This window comes from Pantoea sp. RIT-PI-b, assembly GCF_001187905.1.
In the GTDB taxonomy this organism is placed as follows: domain Bacteria; phylum Pseudomonadota; class Gammaproteobacteria; order Enterobacterales; family Enterobacteriaceae; genus Pantoea; species Pantoea nemavictus.
The window spans coordinates 142758-158661 of record NZ_LGIS01000018.1; the positions used below are offsets into that span (position 1 = coordinate 142758).

At 54.2% G+C, this 15904-nt stretch carries 19 protein-coding genes; 17 read left to right on the plus strand and 2 right to left on the minus strand.

The genetic code is table 11. From position 1 onward, the window contains the following. Nucleotides 1-20 precede the first annotated feature (20 nt). The 4 genes from tauA to tauD are packed head-to-tail and all read left to right on the plus strand — an operon-like array spanning nt 21 to nt 3440. Nucleotides 21-1001, plus strand: coding sequence for a taurine ABC transporter substrate-binding protein (gene tauA / locus AC790_RS12245; RefSeq protein ID WP_049851958.1), 981 nt, complete (start codon nt 21-23; stop codon nt 999-1001). An 11-nt stretch (nt 1002-1012) separates the two neighbouring features. Beyond that, complete coding sequence (tauB, locus tag AC790_RS12250; protein WP_049851959.1) at nt 1013-1780, plus strand: taurine ABC transporter ATP-binding subunit; 768 nt, start codon at nt 1013-1015, stop codon at nt 1778-1780. After that, nucleotides 1777-2604, plus strand: a complete 828-nt coding sequence (gene tauC / locus AC790_RS12255) for a taurine ABC transporter permease TauC (protein WP_007892209.1) — start codon at nt 1777-1779, stop codon at nt 2602-2604. The genes tauB and tauC overlap by 4 nt, the downstream gene beginning before the upstream one ends. Further along, nucleotides 2601-3440, plus strand: a complete 840-nt coding sequence (gene tauD / locus AC790_RS12260; protein WP_049851960.1) for a taurine dioxygenase — start codon at nt 2601-2603, stop codon at nt 3438-3440. Before tauC ends, tauD begins: the two co-directional genes overlap by 4 nt. Before the next feature lie 131 nt (nt 3441-3571). Here tauD and AC790_RS12265 read toward each other — a convergent pair whose 3' ends face one another. Then, nucleotides 3572-5476, minus strand: coding sequence for an ABC transporter ATP-binding protein (locus AC790_RS12265; RefSeq protein WP_036621953.1), 1905 nt, complete (start codon nt 5474-5476; stop codon nt 3572-3574). 115 nt (nt 5477-5591) lie between these two features. On the opposite strand from AC790_RS12265, the gene kefG reads away from it, so the two are divergent. The 4 genes from kefG to slyD all read left to right on the plus strand — a co-directional run bounded on the left by kefG (nt 5592) and on the right by slyD (nt 8933). Then, nucleotides 5592-6143, plus strand: a complete 552-nt coding sequence (gene kefG / locus AC790_RS12270; RefSeq protein ID WP_007892205.1) for a glutathione-regulated potassium-efflux system ancillary protein KefG — start codon at nt 5592-5594, stop codon at nt 6141-6143. Beyond that, nucleotides 6143-7945: a glutathione-regulated potassium-efflux system protein KefB gene (kefB, locus tag AC790_RS12275; RefSeq protein WP_049851961.1), complete on the plus strand. Its 1803-nt coding sequence runs from the start codon at nt 6143-6145 to the stop codon at nt 7943-7945. The genes kefG and kefB overlap by 1 nt, the downstream gene beginning before the upstream one ends. A gap of 45 nt (nt 7946-7990) precedes the next feature. Continuing rightward, nucleotides 7991-8185: a YheV family putative zinc ribbon protein gene (locus AC790_RS12280; RefSeq protein WP_007892203.1), complete on the plus strand. Its 195-nt coding sequence runs from the start codon at nt 7991-7993 to the stop codon at nt 8183-8185. 193 nt (nt 8186-8378) lie between these two features. After that, nucleotides 8379-8933 carry a peptidylprolyl isomerase gene (slyD, locus tag AC790_RS12285; protein ID WP_049851962.1) on the plus strand — a complete coding sequence of 185 codons (555 nt, stop codon included), beginning with the start codon at nt 8379-8381 and terminating at the stop codon, nt 8931-8933. A gap of 44 nt (nt 8934-8977) precedes the next feature. On the opposite strand, the gene AC790_RS12290 is transcribed toward slyD, so the two are convergent. After that, the gene (locus AC790_RS12290) at nt 8978-9196 is read right to left on the minus strand and encodes a protein SlyX (RefSeq protein ID WP_007886237.1); all 219 of its coding nucleotides are present in this window, start codon (nt 9194-9196) and stop codon (nt 8978-8980) included. Nucleotides 9197-9476: 280 nt separating this feature from the next. On the opposite strand from AC790_RS12290, the gene fkpA reads away from it, so the two are divergent. The 9 genes from fkpA to AC790_RS12335 all read left to right on the plus strand — a co-directional run. Next, nucleotides 9477-10307 carry an FKBP-type peptidyl-prolyl cis-trans isomerase gene (gene fkpA, locus AC790_RS12295; RefSeq protein WP_049851963.1) on the plus strand — a complete coding sequence of 277 codons (831 nt, stop codon included), beginning with the start codon at nt 9477-9479 and terminating at the stop codon, nt 10305-10307. 174 nt (nt 10308-10481) lie between these two features. Then, entirely contained in the window at nt 10482-11204 is a 723-nt protein-coding gene (locus tag AC790_RS12300; protein WP_007886240.1) for a transcriptional regulator, read from the plus strand. Further along, nucleotides 11204-11590: a sulfurtransferase complex subunit TusD gene (gene tusD / locus AC790_RS12305; protein WP_049851964.1), complete on the plus strand. Its 387-nt coding sequence runs from the start codon at nt 11204-11206 to the stop codon at nt 11588-11590. Before AC790_RS12300 ends, tusD begins: the two co-directional genes overlap by 1 nt. After that, the gene (tusC, locus tag AC790_RS12310; RefSeq protein ID WP_007886242.1) at nt 11590-11949 is read left to right on the plus strand and encodes a sulfurtransferase complex subunit TusC; all 360 of its coding nucleotides are present in this window, start codon (nt 11590-11592) and stop codon (nt 11947-11949) included. The genes tusD and tusC overlap by 1 nt, the downstream gene beginning before the upstream one ends. Nucleotides 11950-11958: 9 nt before the next feature. Then, nucleotides 11959-12246 (plus strand): sulfurtransferase complex subunit TusB, encoded by a 288-nt coding sequence (gene tusB / locus AC790_RS12315; protein ID WP_007886244.1) that lies wholly within the window; start codon nt 11959-11961, stop codon nt 12244-12246. Nucleotides 12247-12372: 126 nt separating this feature from the next. Beyond that, a complete protein-coding gene (gene rpsL, locus AC790_RS12320; protein WP_006120575.1) occupies nt 12373-12747 on the plus strand; it encodes a 30S ribosomal protein S12 in 375 nt (124 codons plus the stop codon). A 96-nt stretch (nt 12748-12843) separates the two neighbouring features. Continuing rightward, a complete protein-coding gene (gene rpsG, locus AC790_RS12325) occupies nt 12844-13314 on the plus strand; it encodes a 30S ribosomal protein S7 (RefSeq protein WP_007886246.1) in 471 nt (156 codons plus the stop codon). 93 nt (nt 13315-13407) lie between these two features. Beyond that, nucleotides 13408-15522, plus strand: a complete 2115-nt coding sequence (gene fusA, locus AC790_RS12330) for an elongation factor G (protein ID WP_007886247.1) — start codon at nt 13408-13410, stop codon at nt 15520-15522. A gap of 69 nt (nt 15523-15591) precedes the next feature. Then, on the plus strand, nt 15592-15904 hold a 313-nt coding region (locus AC790_RS12335; RefSeq protein ID WP_235440706.1), incomplete at its 3' end, for a GTP-binding protein.

Here is a 15904-nt window from a genome sequence, read left to right on the forward strand (position 1 = left end):
AAAACACATTGGGGTGAACGATGATGGCAGTGAAAAAAACAATAACGGCAGTCGCAGCGGCTCTGGCCCTGATGGCGTTCCAGGCGCAGGCGGTCAACGTGACCGTGGCGTATCAAACCTCGGCTGAACCGGCCAAAGTGGCGCAGGCGGATAACACTTTCGCCAAAGAGAGCGGTGCCACCGTGGACTGGCGTAAATTCGATAGCGGTGCCAGCGTGCTGCGTGCACTGGCGTCGGGCGACGTCCAGATCGGTAATATCGGTTCCAGTCCGCTGGCCGTGGCCGCCACGCAAAAGCTGCCGATTGAAGCTTTCCTGCTCGCCTCACAGCTGGGCAACTCTGAAGCGCTGGTGGTGAAGAAAACCATCAAGGACCCTAAAGACCTGATCGGCAAGCGCATCGCCGTGCCGTTCATCTCTACCACCCATTACAGTTTCCTCGCGGCGCTAAAGCATTGGGGTATTAAACCTTCCCAGGTGACGCTAGTTAACCTGCAGCCACCGGCGATTATTGCCGCCTGGAAGCGTGGCGATATTGATGGCGCCTACGTGTGGTCTCCGGCAGTGAATGAGCTGGAGAAAGACGGCAATGTGCTGACCGACTCCTCACAGGTGGGTAAATGGGGCGCGCCGACGCTGGACGTATGGGTCGTGCGTAAAGACTTCGCGCAGCAGCACCCGGAAATCGTCACCGCGTTTGCCCGCAGCGCCGTAGAAGCACAGCAGGTTTATATCGCCAATCCTGATCAATGGCTGAAGCAGTCAGATAATCTGAGCAAGCTGGCGCGCCTGAGCGGTGTGCCGGAAGCGGATGTGCCAGTGCTGGTGAAAGGCAACACTTACCTGACGGCGCAACAGCAGGTCGAGCAGCTCGGCAAGCCGGTGAACAAAGCGATTGTTGATACCGCAAACTTCCTGAAAGAGCAGGGCAAAGTGCCGGAAGCGGACAACGATTACAGCAGCTTCGTCACCACGCGATTCGTTGCACCCTTAGCGAAATAACCGGAGGCCGTATGCTCAACATCACCAACCTCAATGCGCGTTACGCCGGTCAACCCGCGCTGCAGGACATTAACTTGCAGCTGGGCAGCCGCGATCTGCTGGTGGTGTTGGGGCCATCCGGCTGTGGCAAAACCACGCTGCTGAACTTAATCGCCGGCTTTCTGCCGCTGGAATCCGGCAGCATCACGCTGGATGGCAAAGCGGTGCAAGGGCCGGGCGCTGAGCGCGGCGTAGTATTTCAACATGAAGGATTGCTGCCGTGGCGCAACGTGATTGATAACGTTGCGTTCGGTTTGCAACTGGCGGGCATGGCGAAAGCGGAACGCTATACCATTGCACGTCGTTTAATCCGCAAAGTAGGACTGGAAGGTGCAGAGCAGCGTTTTATCTGGCAGCTCTCTGGGGGTCAACGTCAGCGCGTGGGCATAGCGCGTGCGCTGGCGGCTGATCCTCAGTTGCTGCTGTTAGATGAGCCGTTTGGCGCGCTGGATGCGTTTACCCGTGAACAGATGCAAACCCTGCTGTTGACGCTGTGGCGTGATACCGGCAAACAGATTCTGCTGATCACCCATGACATTGAAGAGGCGGTGTTCCTCGCCAGCGAACTGGTGCTGCTATCGCCGGGGCCGGGCCGCGTAGTCGAACGCCTAAAGCTCGATTTTGGTCAGCGCTATGCCGCCGGAGAACCGTGCCGCAGTATTAAATCCGATCCGGCGTTTATTGAACGGCGTGAATATGTACTGAATCAGGTCTTTTCCCAGCGTGAGGCATTTATATGAGTGCGGTGATTGATGAGAAAACCCAAACGCGTCGTCGTGGACTGCGCTGGCCGTTCTCCCGCCAGTTCTCACTCAGCTTGCTGAGCGTTGGCTTACTGCTGCTGTTGTGGTGGGGTATCACGGCGCTGGGCTTAATTGCGCCGCTGTTTTTACCGCCGCCGCAGGTGGTACTGCAAAAGCTGATCTTGATCGCCAGCCCGCAAGGCTTTATGGATGCCACTTTATGGCAGCACTTAGCTGCCAGCCTTGCGCGTATGCTGGTCGCGCTATTCTTTGCTGCGCTGATTGGCATTCCGGTTGGCATTGCGATGGGCTTAAGCCCGGCGATTCGCGGCCTGCTTGATCCCCTCATTGAACTCTACCGCCCGGTGCCACCGCTGGCCTATTTACCGTTGATGGTGATTTGGTTTGGCATCGGCGAAACCTCAAAAATTTTACTGATTTATCTGGCGATTTTCGCACCGGTGACTTTATCGACGCTGGCCGGCGTGAAGAATGCGCAGCAGGTGCGGATTCGTGCCGCGCAGGCGTTAGGCGCCTCGCGCTGGCAGCTACTGCGCTTTGTGATTTTGCCTGGCGCGCTGCCGGAAATTCTCACCGGCTTGCGTATTGGTCTGGGTGTCGGTTGGTCAACGCTGGTGGCAGCGGAACTGATTGCCGCTACGCGTGGACTGGGCTTTATGGTGCAGTCGGCCGGTGAGTTTCTTGCCACCGACGTCGTGCTGGCCGGGATCGCCGTCATTGCCCTGATTGCCTTTAGCTTAGAACTGGGTCTGCGCGCCTTGCAGCGCCGACTGACGCCCTGGAATGGAGAACAGCAATGAACGAACGTCTTACTTTTACCGCTCTGGGCCCGAATATCGGGGCGCAGGTTAGCGATGTCGATCTCAGCCGTCCGCTGAGCGATGCCCAGTTTGAACAGCTCTATCATGGCCTGCTGCGCCATCAGGTGCTTTTCCTGCGTAATCAGGTGATTACTCCGGAGCAGCAGCGTGCACTGGCGATTCGCTTTGGCGATCTGCATATTCACCCGGTCTATCCGCATGCGGAAGGTGTGGAGGAGATCATCGTGCTGGATACGCATCAGGACAATCCGCCGGACAACGACAACTGGCACACCGACGTCACCTTTATTGAAACACCGCCGGCGATTGCCATTCTAGCTTCGAAGCTGCTGCCAGCAAGCGGCGGTGATACTTTGTGGTCAAGCGGAATTGCGGCGTATGAGGCGCTGTCCGCGCCGTTTAAACAGCTGTTGAACGGGCTGCAGGCGGAGCACGACTTTAAGAAGTCGTTCCAGGAGTACAAATACCGCAAAACTGAGGAAGAGCATCAGCGCTGGCAGCAGGCGGTTGCGAAGAATCCGCCGGTGCAGCATCCGGTGATTCGTACGCATCCGGTCAGTGGACGCAAGGCGTTGTTTGTGAACGAAGGTTTTACCACACGCTTGCTGGGACTGAGCGAGAAAGAGAGCGATGCGATTCTGAACTTCCTGTTCTGGCACACTGCGAAGCCGGAGTTTCAGGTGCGCTGGCGCTGGCAGGAGAATGATGTGGCGATCTGGGATAACCGCGTAACGCAGCACTATGCGAATGCAGATTATTATCCGGCGCGGCGGGTGATGCATCGCGCGACGGTGTTGGGGGATAAGCCGGTTTAAGGCTGGCCCTCACCCTAACCCTCTCCCGCGGGCGGGAGAGGGAATGTTTAGGTGGTGCTCTGTATTGAATTTATGCTCGATCGGCTCCCTCTACCGCTTGCGGGAGAGGGCTGGGGTGAGGGCGTCGTACATCACTGTGCCAGCATCTGCTCCAGCTGTTCCTGCGCATCCAGCCACGCCATTTCGACCTCTTCCAGCGCGGCCTTACTCTCCGCCTGACGCTGCAATGCCACATTCAAATCGGCTTTGCGGCTCTGATCGTAAATCGCGCTGTCGGCCAATTGCGCTTCAGCATCGCTCAACTGGCTCTGCCACTTCGCCATCTGCTTCTCAAGCTTCTCGATCTCTTTACGCAGCGGCTGGGTTTGCGCACGCAATTCGGCGTCGCGGCGCTTCTGATCTTTGCGAGACTGCGCGCTGTTGCCGTTATCCTGCTTCGGCGCGGCATCCTGTTGGGCTTGCTGCTTCTGTAGATCGCTCAGCCACTGCTGGTAATCCTCCAGATCGCCCTCAAACACATCGACCTTGCCGTCATGCACCAGATAGAGATCGTCGGTGGTGGCGCGCAATAAATGGCGATCGTGCGAGACCACCACCAGCGCGCCTTCGAAATCTATCAACGCTTCGGTCAGCGCCTGACGCATATCGAGATCGAGATGGTTAGTCGGTTCATCAAGCAGCAGCAGGTTGGGGCGCTGCCAGACAATCAGGGCCAGCACCAGCCGCGCTTTCTCACCACCGGAAAAACGTTCGGTGATTTCGCTAACTTTATCGCCCTGGAAGCCGAAGCCACCCAGATAGTCGCGCAGCTGCTGTTCGAGCACTTTTGGCGCAATGCGTGACAAATGCTGCAGTGGCGATTCATCAGCGCGCAGGTACTCCAGCTGATGCTGAGCGAAGTAACCGAGTTTAATGCCTTTCGCCAGGCCGACTTTGCCATCCAGCGCTTCAAGCTCACCGGCTAACAGTTTAATCAGCGTAGATTTACCCGCGCCGTTACGACCAAGTAGGCCAATGCGTGAACCTGGCACCAGGTTGAGTTTGATGGCGTCGAGAATGATGCGTTCGCCATAACCCGCAGTCACCCTTTCCATCTTCAGCAACGGATTGGGCAAGCTTTCCGGCGCGCGGAAGCTAAAGCTGAACGGATTATCGACATGTGCGGGCGCAATCAGCTCCATGCGCTCCAGCATTTTAATGCGGCTCTGCGCCTGCTTAGCTTTGGTCGCCTGAGCGCGGAAGCGATCGATATACTTCTGCAGGTGTGCGACTTTTTCTTGCTGGCTCTGGAACAGTGCTTGCTGCTGCGCCAGCTTGGCGCCGCGCTGGCGTTCGAACGAGCTGTAGTTGCCGGTGTATTCGAACATCGTCTGTTGTTCGATGTGGATGATCTTATCGACCACCGGATCGAGGAAGTCGCGGTCGTGCGAAATCAGCACCAGCGTGCCTTCGTAGCTTTTCAGCCAGCGCTCCAGCCAGATTACCGCGTCAAGATCGAGGTGGTTGGTGGGTTCATCCAGCAGCAATAGATCGGAACGGCACACCAGCGCCTGGGCAAGGTTGAGGCGCATGCGCCAGCCACCGGAAAAATCACTTACCGGCCGCATTAATTGTTCCTGGCTAAAGCCCAAACCGTGCAACAAACTGGAGGCGCGAGCGGGTATGCTCCACGCCTGAATCGCATCCAGCCTGCCGTGCAGCAGCGCGATGGCGTTGCCATCGTTGCGCGCATTGGCGTCGGCTAATTCAGATTCAAGCTGACGATATTCGCGGTCGCCGTCGATAACATACTCCAGCGCGGGTTTACTCAGCGCCGGGGTTTCCTGATTGACCCATGCCAGCGCCCAGTTACTGGGGAAAGTGGCATTGCCTGCATCGCTGCTGATTTCGCCCTTCAGCAATGACAGCAGCGTCGATTTACCGCAGCCGTTTTTACCCACTAAGCCAACTTTCTGGCCGGGGTTAATGGTAGCCGTTGCGTTATCCAGCAGCACGTTGGTGCCGCGGCGAATTTGTAATGCTGAAAAGACAATCATAAGCGCCGTATCGTCAGAATATGTTAATTTATCGGCAACATAATTCGAGAATGATTTGTTGCGTCGAGCATGGTAGCGGAATTCCTGTGCCGTGACGACGCTTTGGAGGGGAACGATGTCGCAGCCACCTAAAATATTGCTGCTTTACGCCCATCCGGAATCACAGGATTCGATTGCTAATCGGGTTTTGCTGCAGTCGGCTATGGAACTTGACCACGTCACGGTGCACGATTTATACGCCCACTATCCGGATTTTTTTATTGATATTCACTATGAGCAGCAGCTGCTGCGCGAGCACCAAATCATCGTATTCCAACATCCGCTTTATACCTACAGCTGCCCGGCGCTCCTGAAAGAGTGGCTGGATCGCGTGCTGTCGCGCGGTTTTGCCAGCGGTCCTGATGGTAATGCGCTGGAAGGCAAATACTGGCGCAGCGTGGTGACCACCGGTGAGCCGGAAGCGGCTTATCACCATAGCGGCCTGAATCGCTATCCGATGAGTGACATCATGCGGCCGTTTGAGCTCACGGCGCAGATGTGCCGCATGCACTGGATGACGCCGATGGTGATTCACTGGGCGCGTCGGCAGACGCCGGAAGTGATGCGCAATTTTGCGCGGGCGTACGGCGACTGGCTGGCTTCACCGCTGCCGCAAGGAGGGGTGTGATGGAGGGGGAAACGTTACTGACGGCCGGCGTTATTTATCTGGTCGCGGCGGTGCTAATTGTGCCGATTGCGGCGCGCCTGGGCATTGGCGCGGTGCTGGGCTACTTGCTGGCGGGTATCGCGATTGGCCCGTGGGGTTTGGGTTTCATCAGCGACGTTGAGGAGATTCTACACTTCTCTGAACTTGGCGTGGTGTTCCTGATGTTTATCATCGGCCTGGAACTTAACCCGTCGAAACTCTGGTCGCTGCGCCGTTCAATATTTGGTGTGGGCGCGGCCCAGGTGCTGATTTCCGCGGCGATTCTGGGCGGATTACTGTGGCTAACCGACTTTAGCTGGCAGGCAGCGGTGATTGGCGGGGTTGGCCTGGCGATGTCGTCGACGGCGATGGCGCTGCAGCTGATGCGTGATAAAGGCATGAACCGCAGTGAATCTGGCCAGCTCGGCTTCTCGGTGCTGTTATTCCAGGATTTAGCGGTGATTCCCGCGTTGGCGCTGGTGCCACTGCTGGCGGGCGGCGACAGCGGCCACGTTGACTGGTTGAAAATTGGCATGAAAGTGCTGGCGTTTGCCGGGATGCTGGTGGGTGGGCGCTATCTGCTGCGTCCCATTCTGCGCTTTATCGCCGCATCCGGCGTGCGTGAGGTGTTTACTGCGGCGTCACTGCTGCTGGTGCTGGGTTCGGCACTGTTTATGGACGCGCTGGGTCTGTCGATGGCGCTGGGTACCTTTATCGCCGGTATTCTGCTGGCGGAAAGTGAGTATCGCCACGAGCTGGAAGTGGCCATCGAACCGTTTAAAGGGCTGCTGCTTGGACTGTTCTTTATCTCGGTAGGTATGGCGCTGAATCTCGGCGTACTTTACACCCACATTGTTGAAATTTTGCTGGGCGTGGTGATTCTGGTCACGGTGAAAACGCTGGTGCTGTATGTGCTGGGTCGTATTTACGGCCTGCGCAGTTCAGAGCGCCAGCAGTTTGCCGGGGTGTTAAGCCAGGGCGGGGAATTTGCCTTTGTGCTGTTCTCTGCGGCGTCATCGGCGAAAATGTTTAGCGGTGACCAAATGCCGCTGTTGCTGGTGACGGTAACACTGTCGATGATGACCACGCCGCTGCTGATGAACGGTATCGACCGTTTACTGGCGCGTCGCTTTAATGAGCCCGATGAGAATGCCGAGAAGCATTTTGTTGAGGACGATCGGCCGCAGGTAATTGTGGTGGGCTTTGGTCGTTTTGGTCAGGTGGTCGGTCGTTTGCTGATGGCGAACAACAAGCGTATTACGGTGCTGGAGCGCGATATCTCTGCGGTGAGCCTGATGCGTAAATATGGCTACAAGGTTTACTATGGTGATGCCACCGAACTGGAGCTGCTGCGAGCGGCGGGTGCGGAGAATGCGCAATCCATCGTGATCACCTGTAATGACCCGGAAGATTCGATGACCATCGTACATCTGTGTCAGCAGCACTTCCCGCAGCTGGAAATCCTGGCGCGTGCCCGAGGCCGTGTTGAAGCACACGAACTGTTGCAGGCAGGCGTTACGCTGTTCTCACGTGAGACCTTCTCCAGTGCGCTGGAGTTGGGCCGCAAGGCGCTCATTACGCTGGGGATGCATCCGCACCAGGCGCAGCGTGCGCAGCAACACTTCCGCCGTCTGGATATGCGCATGCTGCGCGAACTGGTGCCAAGCCATGATGACAACGCGCAGGCTTCGCGTGTGCGTGAGGCGCGACGTGAGCTGGAGGATATCTTCCAGCGCGAGATGCAGCACGAAAAACGCCAGATTGACGGCTGGGATGACGAGTAGGGCTACACTTAAGATATCCGTTCATTAACGACGGCAGGAAACAGTATGCGTAAACAATTTATTGCCGGTGCGGTTTGCCCGCACTGCCAGGAGAAAGACACGTTAGCGTTGTGGCGTGAAAACAATGTTGATGTGGTGGAATGCGTCGAGTGCGGCCATCAAATGCGCGAAGCGGATAAGCAGGTGCGCGATCAGGTGCGCAGCAATGAGCAAGTGATCGGCATTTTTCATCCTGAGTAGCGCAATGGCTCAGCTTTTTTTAAGCTTGAACTTACAGCGGGATTGAATTCCGCTACAATCGGCGCCATTAACGCTGAGCAGTATGCAGCAACACATTTGTTGGCATCCTCAGTCTTGAACCTTTCTGGTTGGTTATTGCTCGCAAAATTGACCAATGGGACGGGATCTTAGTTCTCAACGGTTAGGAGATATCATGAAAGTAGCAAAAGACCTGGTGGTGAGCCTGGCGTATCAGGTTCGTACCGAAGACGGTGTGTTGGTTGACGAGTCACCGGTGAGTGCACCGTTGGACTATCTGCACGGTCATGGTTCCCTGATTTCTGGTCTGGAAAAAGCGCTGGAAAATCATGATGTAGGCGATAAGTTTGACGTGCATATTCCGGCAAATGACGCTTACGGTCAGTACGATGACAACCTGGTACAGCGCGTACCAAAAGACGTGTTTATGGGCGTTGACGAACTGCAGGTTGGCATGCGCTTCCTGGCAGAAACCGATCAGGGTCCAGTACCGGTAGAAATCACCGAAGTTGAAGATGAGCACGTCGTGGTTGATGGTAACCACATGCTGGCGGGTCAGAACCTGAACTTCAACGTGGAAGTTGTCGCGATTCGCGCAGCGACCGAAGAAGAGCTGGCGCACGGTCACGTGCATGGCGCGGATGGTCATCATCACGATCATGACCACGACCATGGTCACGATCACGGCCAGGGCGGCTGTGGCACTGGCGGTTGCGGCTGCAGCCACTAAGCGGTGTGATGTCTGGCAAGGCCACCTACGGGTGGCCTTTCTTTTTAATAATGCGGCGGGGGTGTTTCTTCTGATTGCGAGGCGATCATCGACGGCGCACTATCTTTTACTTTATCCACTAACAGACGGACCTGCTCACGCAGTCTGATCATCTCCAGCTCATGCTGAACCACCGTTTGATTGAGCTGATCGATGGTGTATTCCTGAAAAGCCAGCTTGCTCTCCAGCGCCTCAAGGCGTTGTTCCCATTCTGTTTGCTGCATGATCTTTCCTCATCTTCCGGTGCGGCGCGTTAATCTGTTTCGGGCGTGATTCTACGGCCTTTCGCTTCAGAATCACCTGATATTTTACCTTTACGCGGCACGCTACATTGAAATGGCGCATAACGCCTATATCTCTGATGAAACTTCCTGAAGCAAAAAAGGTCGGAGGTTGACCGGGTAATTACATTGTGGGAGTGTTCGCCGCTGCCACGTAAAGTTATAGTGTGGGCCTCAGTCCGCAATGATTCCCGAGGTGAGAGGCTTCGGTTTTGGAGAAAGGATGAATTCACTGTTTAAAGTCACATTGTTAGCTACCACCATGGCCTTCGCGCTGAATGCACCGCTGGCAATGGCAGCAGAAACTACCGCTGCTCCAGCAGACGCTGCTCAGGCCGCGCCGCAAGCACCGAAGAATGCTGCTTTCAAAAACGAAGACCAGCAATCAGCTTATGCGCTTGGTGCGTCCCTTGGTCGCTACATGGACAACTCTCTGAAGGAACAAGAGAAGCTGGGCATCAAACTGGATAAAGATCAGTTGATCGCAGGTGTTCAGGATGCATTTGGCGGTAAGAGCAAACTGTCCGACCAAGAGATTGAGCAAACTCTGCAGGCCTTTGAAGGCCGTGTAAAAGGCGCCGCTCAGGCGAAGATGGAAAAAGACGCGAAAGAGAACTCCGATAAGGGTTCAGCTTACGCCGACAAATTCGCTAAAGAAAAAGGCGTGAAGAAAACCGAATCGGGTCTGCTGTATCAGGTAGAGAAAGAAGGTACCGGTAGCGCGCCTAAAGACAGCGACACTGTGGTAGTAAACTACAAAGGTACGCTGATCGACGGTACTGAGTTCGATAACTCTTATACCCGTGGCGAGCCGCTGTCATTCCGTCTTGACGGTGTGATTCCTGGCTGGACTGAAGGTCTGAAGCACGTGAAGAAAGGCGGTAAGATCAAGCTGGTGATTCCACCAAACCTGGCTTACGGCAAAAATGGCGTTCCGGGTATTCCAGCTAACTCTACGCTGGTATTCGATGTTGAACTGCTCGACATCAAAGCCGCGCCTAAAGCTGATGAGAAAGCGCAGGCGCCAGTCGCTGCCGATCAGAAAGCGCAGTAATTTGCACTTGCTGTATTACGCCGCCTCCGGGCGGCGTTTTTATTTCTGAGAACAGAGTAAAGGTCTGGCTAAAGACCATGACATTTGCCAGACTAGCGCCTGCACAATTATCACAATATGAGTCTGCCCCAATGCTGTCGAGACAGGCTCCAGCCATTTAGGGTAATGTCTTCGATGTCTAATCCATTCAATCCCGGTGAACTGACTGACTTCGATTTACTGGAGCAACGTCCGTTCGAACAAGCTGATTACGATATTCTCAAATCCTACGAAGCTGTCGTTGATGGTCTGGCGATGCTTATCGGCTCGCACTGCGAAATCGTGCTGCACTCGCTGGAAGATTTGAAATGTTCCGCGGTGCGCATCGCTAACGGCGAACATACCGGACGTAAAGTGGGTTCACCGATTACCGATTTGGCACTGCGCATGCTGCACGATATGCATGGCGCCGATAGCAATGTTTCCAGGGCCTACTTCACGCGCGCGAAAAGTGGCGTGCTGATGAAATCTGTCACCATCGCGATTCGTAATCGCCAGCAGCGCGTCATTGGCTTGCTGTGCATCAACATGAACCTCGACGTGCCGTTCTCGCAGATTATGTCGACCTTTATGCCGCCGGAAATGCAGCAGGTTGACTCCAACGTTAACTTTGCCAGCTCGGTGGAAGATCTGGTGATGCAGACGTTAGAGTTCGCAATAGAAGAAGTGAGCGCTGACCGTAACGTTTCTAATAATGCCAAGAATCGTCAGATCGTCCTCAATATGTATGAGAAAGGCATTTTCGATATTAAAGACGCGATCAACCAGGTGGCCGATCGTCTCAATATCTCTAAGCACACGGTTTACCTCTACATTCGCCAGTTTAAAAGCGGCGATTTTCAGGGGCAGGATCGCTAATGCGCTACACCTTGCTGGTCACCGGACCGGCATATGGCACCCAACATGCCAGCAGCGCGCTGATGTTTGCTCGTGCGCTAGTGCAGGCGGGACATCAGCTGGAAAGCGTATTCTTTTATCGCGAAGGCGTGTTGAATGCTAACCAACTGAGCGCGCCGGCCAGTGATGAAGTCGATATGGTGCGTGAATGGCAGCGGCTGCGCGATGAGAGCGGCACCGCACTGAACATCTGCGTGGCCGCTGCGTTACGGCGTGGCGTAACGGATGCACAGGAAGCGACGCGTCTACAACTGGCGGGTAGCAATTTGCAGCCGGGTTTTGAACTTAGCGGCTTGGGCGCACTGGCGGAAGCCGCGCTCAGCTGCGATCGTCTGGTGCAATTCTGATGAATCGCGTAGCTTTTCTGTTTACTCAGGCTCCGCACGGTAGCAGCGCGGGCAGGGAAGGGCTGGATGCGGTTCTCGCGACCGGTGCGTTAAGCGAAGATATCGGTCTGTTCTTTATTGGTGATGGCGTGCTGCAACTTAATCGTGACCAGCAGCCCGAGAAGATCCTGGCGCGCAACTATATCGCCACCTTCGGCGTGCTGGCACTCTACGACATCGATCAGTGTTTTGTTTGTGCTGATTCCCTGTTAGCGCGCGGGCAAAGTCTGACTGCCGAACGCGTGATGGCAGCAGAAGTGCTTGATGCCTCGTCGCTTCGTGAGAAGCTAGCCAGCTACCATCGTATTATACGATTCTGAGAACCGATCATGCTCTACACGCTGCTGCAATCTCCCTGGCAATGCGACATTGATAGCCTGCTGCTGCTATTACAGGAAGGCGACGACCTGCTTTTATTACAGGATGGCGTGACCGCAGCACTGGCCGGCAGCCAGATGTTAGTTAAGCTGAGCGCATCGCCGGCCACGCTTTGGGTATTAGAAGAAGATGTGGCGGCGCGCGGCCTGGTTGAGCAAATTTCAACCAAAGTAGCACGTTTGGACTATACTGGTTTCGTTGCGTTGACGGCGAAGCATCAACAACAAGTGGCCTGGTAAGAGCGAAAACCTGGTTATTTCTTGACACCCTTTTGACACAGCCCTAAAATTCTGCCTCCTCGTAGTAATACGAGGCGATTTATTACGTGTTTACGAAGCAAAAAGCTAAATCCCAGGAGCTATTTAATGGCAACAGTTAACCAGCTGGTTCGCAAACCACGCGTACGCAAAGTTGCAAAGAGCAACGTGCCTGCGCTGGAAGCTTGCCCGCAGAAACGTGGTGTATGTACTCGTGTGTACACCACTACCCCTAAAAAACCAAACTCAGCACTGCGTAAAGTTTGCCGTGTGCGTTTGACTAACGGTTTTGAAGTTACCTCCTATATCGGCGGTGAAGGTCATAACCTGCAGGAGCACTCAGTGATCCTGATTCGTGGCGGTCGTGTTAAAGACTTGCCAGGTGTGCGTTACCACACCGTCCGTGGCGCGCTGGACTGCTCAGGTGTTAAAGACCGTAAGCAGTCACGCTCCAAGTACGGCGTGAAGAAGCCAAAGGCTTAATGGTTCTCCGTTAAGTAAGGCCAAACGTTTTAACTTAAATGTCAAACTAAACTCGTAGAGTTTTGGACAATCCTGAATTAACAACGGAGTATTTCCATGCCACGTCGTCGCGTCATTGGTCAGCGTAAAATTCTGCCGGATCCTAAGTTCGGATCAGAGCTGCTGGCTAAATTTGTAAATATCCTGATGGTAGATGGTAAAAAATCTACTGCTGAATCTATCGTCTATACCGCGCTTGATACCCTGGCTCAACGCGCTGGTAAAGATGGCCTGGAAGCGTTCGAGGTTGCTCTCGAAAACGTACGTCCGACTGTCGAAGTTAAGTCACGTCGCGTTGGTGGTTCTACCTACCAGGTTCCAGTTGAAGTCCGTCCGGTTCGTCGTAATGCCCTGGCAATGCGTTGGATCGTAGAAGCTGCTCGTAAACGCGGTGATAAATCTATGGCTCTCCGCCTGGCGAACGAACTTTCTGATGCTGCAGAAAACAAAGGTACTGCAGTTAAGAAACGTGAAGACGTTCACCGCATGGCTGAAGCCAACAAGGCGTTCGCACACTACCGCTGGTAACAGCAACGTAGTTGTTATTAACCCAGCGGGCGTCCCAGTGACTCACCTGCTGGGCTTTTTTAACTTAGAACGTCTAAGAATCAGAGGAATCAAATGGCTCGTAAAACACCCATTGAGCGCTACCGTAACATTGGTATCAGTGCCCACATCGACGCCGGTAAGACTACAACTACCGAACGTGTTCTGTTCTACACCGGTGTAAACCACAAAATCGGTGAAGTACATGACGGCGCAGCAACCATGGACTGGATGGAGCAGGAGCAGGAACGTGGTATTACCATCACGTCTGCTGCAACTACCTGTTTCTGGTCTGGTATGGCTAAGCAGTTTGAACCACACCACGTAAACATCATCGACACCCCGGGACACGTTGACTTCACCATCGAAGTTGAGCGTTCTATGCGTGTGCTTGATGGCGCAGTAATGGTTTACTGTGCAGTTGGTGGTGTTCAGCCACAGTCTGAAACCGTATGGCGCCAGGCTAACAAATATAAAGTTCCACGTATCGCGTTCGTTAACAAAATGGACCGCATGGGTGCTAACTTCCTGAAAGTTGTTGACCAGATGAAAGTGCGCTTGGGTGCAAACCCAGTTCCACTTCAGCTGGCTATCGGCGCAGAAGAAGGCTTCACCGGTGTTGTTGACCTGGTGAAAATGAAAGCGATCAACTGGAACGATGCCGATCAGGGCGTTACCTTCGTTTACGAAGATATCCCAGCTGATATGCAGGAACTGGCTGAAGAGTGGCGTGCGAATCTGGTTGAAGCCGCAGCTGAAGGTTCTGACGAGCTGATGGAGAAATTCTTCGGCGGTGAAGAGCTGACAGAAGAAGAGATCAAAACTTCTCTGCGTAAGCGCGTTCTGAAAAACGAAATCATCCTGGTTACCTGTGGTTCTGCATTTAAGAACAAAGGTGTTCAGGCGATGCTGGATGCGGTAGTTGAATACCTGCCAGCACCGACTGACGTTACCGCGATTAACGGTATGCTGGACGACGGTAAAGACACCCCGGCTGAGCGTCATTCCGATGACAAAGAGCCGTTTGCTGCACTGGCGTTCAAAATTGCTACCGACCCGTTTGTTGGTAACCTGACCTTCTTCCGCGTTTACTCTGGTGTTGTTAACACTGGTGACACCGTGTTCAACCCGGTTAAGTCAAACCGTGAGCGTCTGGGCCGTATCGTTCAGATGCACGCTAACAAACGTGAAGAGATCAAAGAAGTTCGTGCGGGCGATATCGCCGCAGCGATCGGTTTGAAAGACGTGACTACTGGTGACACCCTGTGTGACCCAGACAACGTCATCATTCTTGAGCGTATGGAATTCCCTGAGCCGGTAATCTCTATCGCCGTTGAGCCGAAAACCAAAGCTGACCAGGAAAAAATGGGTCTGGCTCTGGGTCGTCTGGCGAAGGAAGATCCATCATTCCGTGTTTGGACTGATGAAGAAACCAACCAGACCATCATCGCTGGTATGGGTGAGCTGCACCTCGACATCATCGTTGACCGCATGAAGCGTGAATTCAACGTTGAAGCGAACGTCGGTAAACCTCAGGTTGCTTACCGTGAAGCAATTCGCGCGAAAGTTACCGATATCGAAGGTAAACACGCCAAGCAGTCTGGTGGTCGTGGTCAGTACGGTCATGTTGTTATCGACATGTACCCACTGGAGCCGGGCGTTAACCCGAAAGGCTACGAATTTGTCAACGATATCAAAGGCGGTGTGATTCCAACTGAATACATCCCTGCGGTTGATAAAGGCCTCCAGGAGCAGCTGAAGTCAGGTCCTCTGGCCGGTTATCCGGTAGTAGACCTGGGTGTTCGTCTGCACTTCGGTTCATACCATGATGTCGACTCCTCTGAGCTGGCGTTTAAACTGGCTGCTTCTTTGGCCTTTAAAGATGGCTTTAAGAAAGCACAACCTGTGCTGCTTGAGCCAATCATGAAGGTTGAAGTAGAGACTCCGGAAGAGAACACCGGTGACGTTATCGGTGACCTTAGCCGTCGTCGTGGTATGCTCAAAGGACAGGAATCTAACGCTACTGGCGTTCAGATCCATGCTGAAGTTCCGCTGTCTGAAATGTTCGGATATGCAACCCAGCTGCGTTCTCTGACCAAAGGCCGTGCTTCTTACTCCATGGAGTTCCTGAAGTACGATGATGCGCCGAACAACGTCGCTCAGGCCGTTATTGAAGCTCGTAGCAAATAAGCTACGGTTTAAAAATTGTGAACTGATGCCTTCATGACTCATGAAGGCACAACGTAAGGAATTATCGCCATGGCGAAAGAGCAATTTCAGCGTAACAAACTGCACGTAAACGTGGGCACCATCGGTCACGTCGACCACGGTAAAACCACCCTAACTGCAGCAATCACTACCGTTCTGGCTAAAACCTACGGTGGTAAAGCAAGCAAGTTCGACGAGATCGATAAAGCGCCAGAAGAGAAAGCACGTGGTATCACCATCAACACTTCTCACGTTGAATATGAAACCCCGACTCGCCACTATGCGCACGTTGACTGCCCAGGCCACGCCGACTATGTGAAAAACATGATCACCGGTGCTGCGCAGATGGACGGCGCGATCCTGG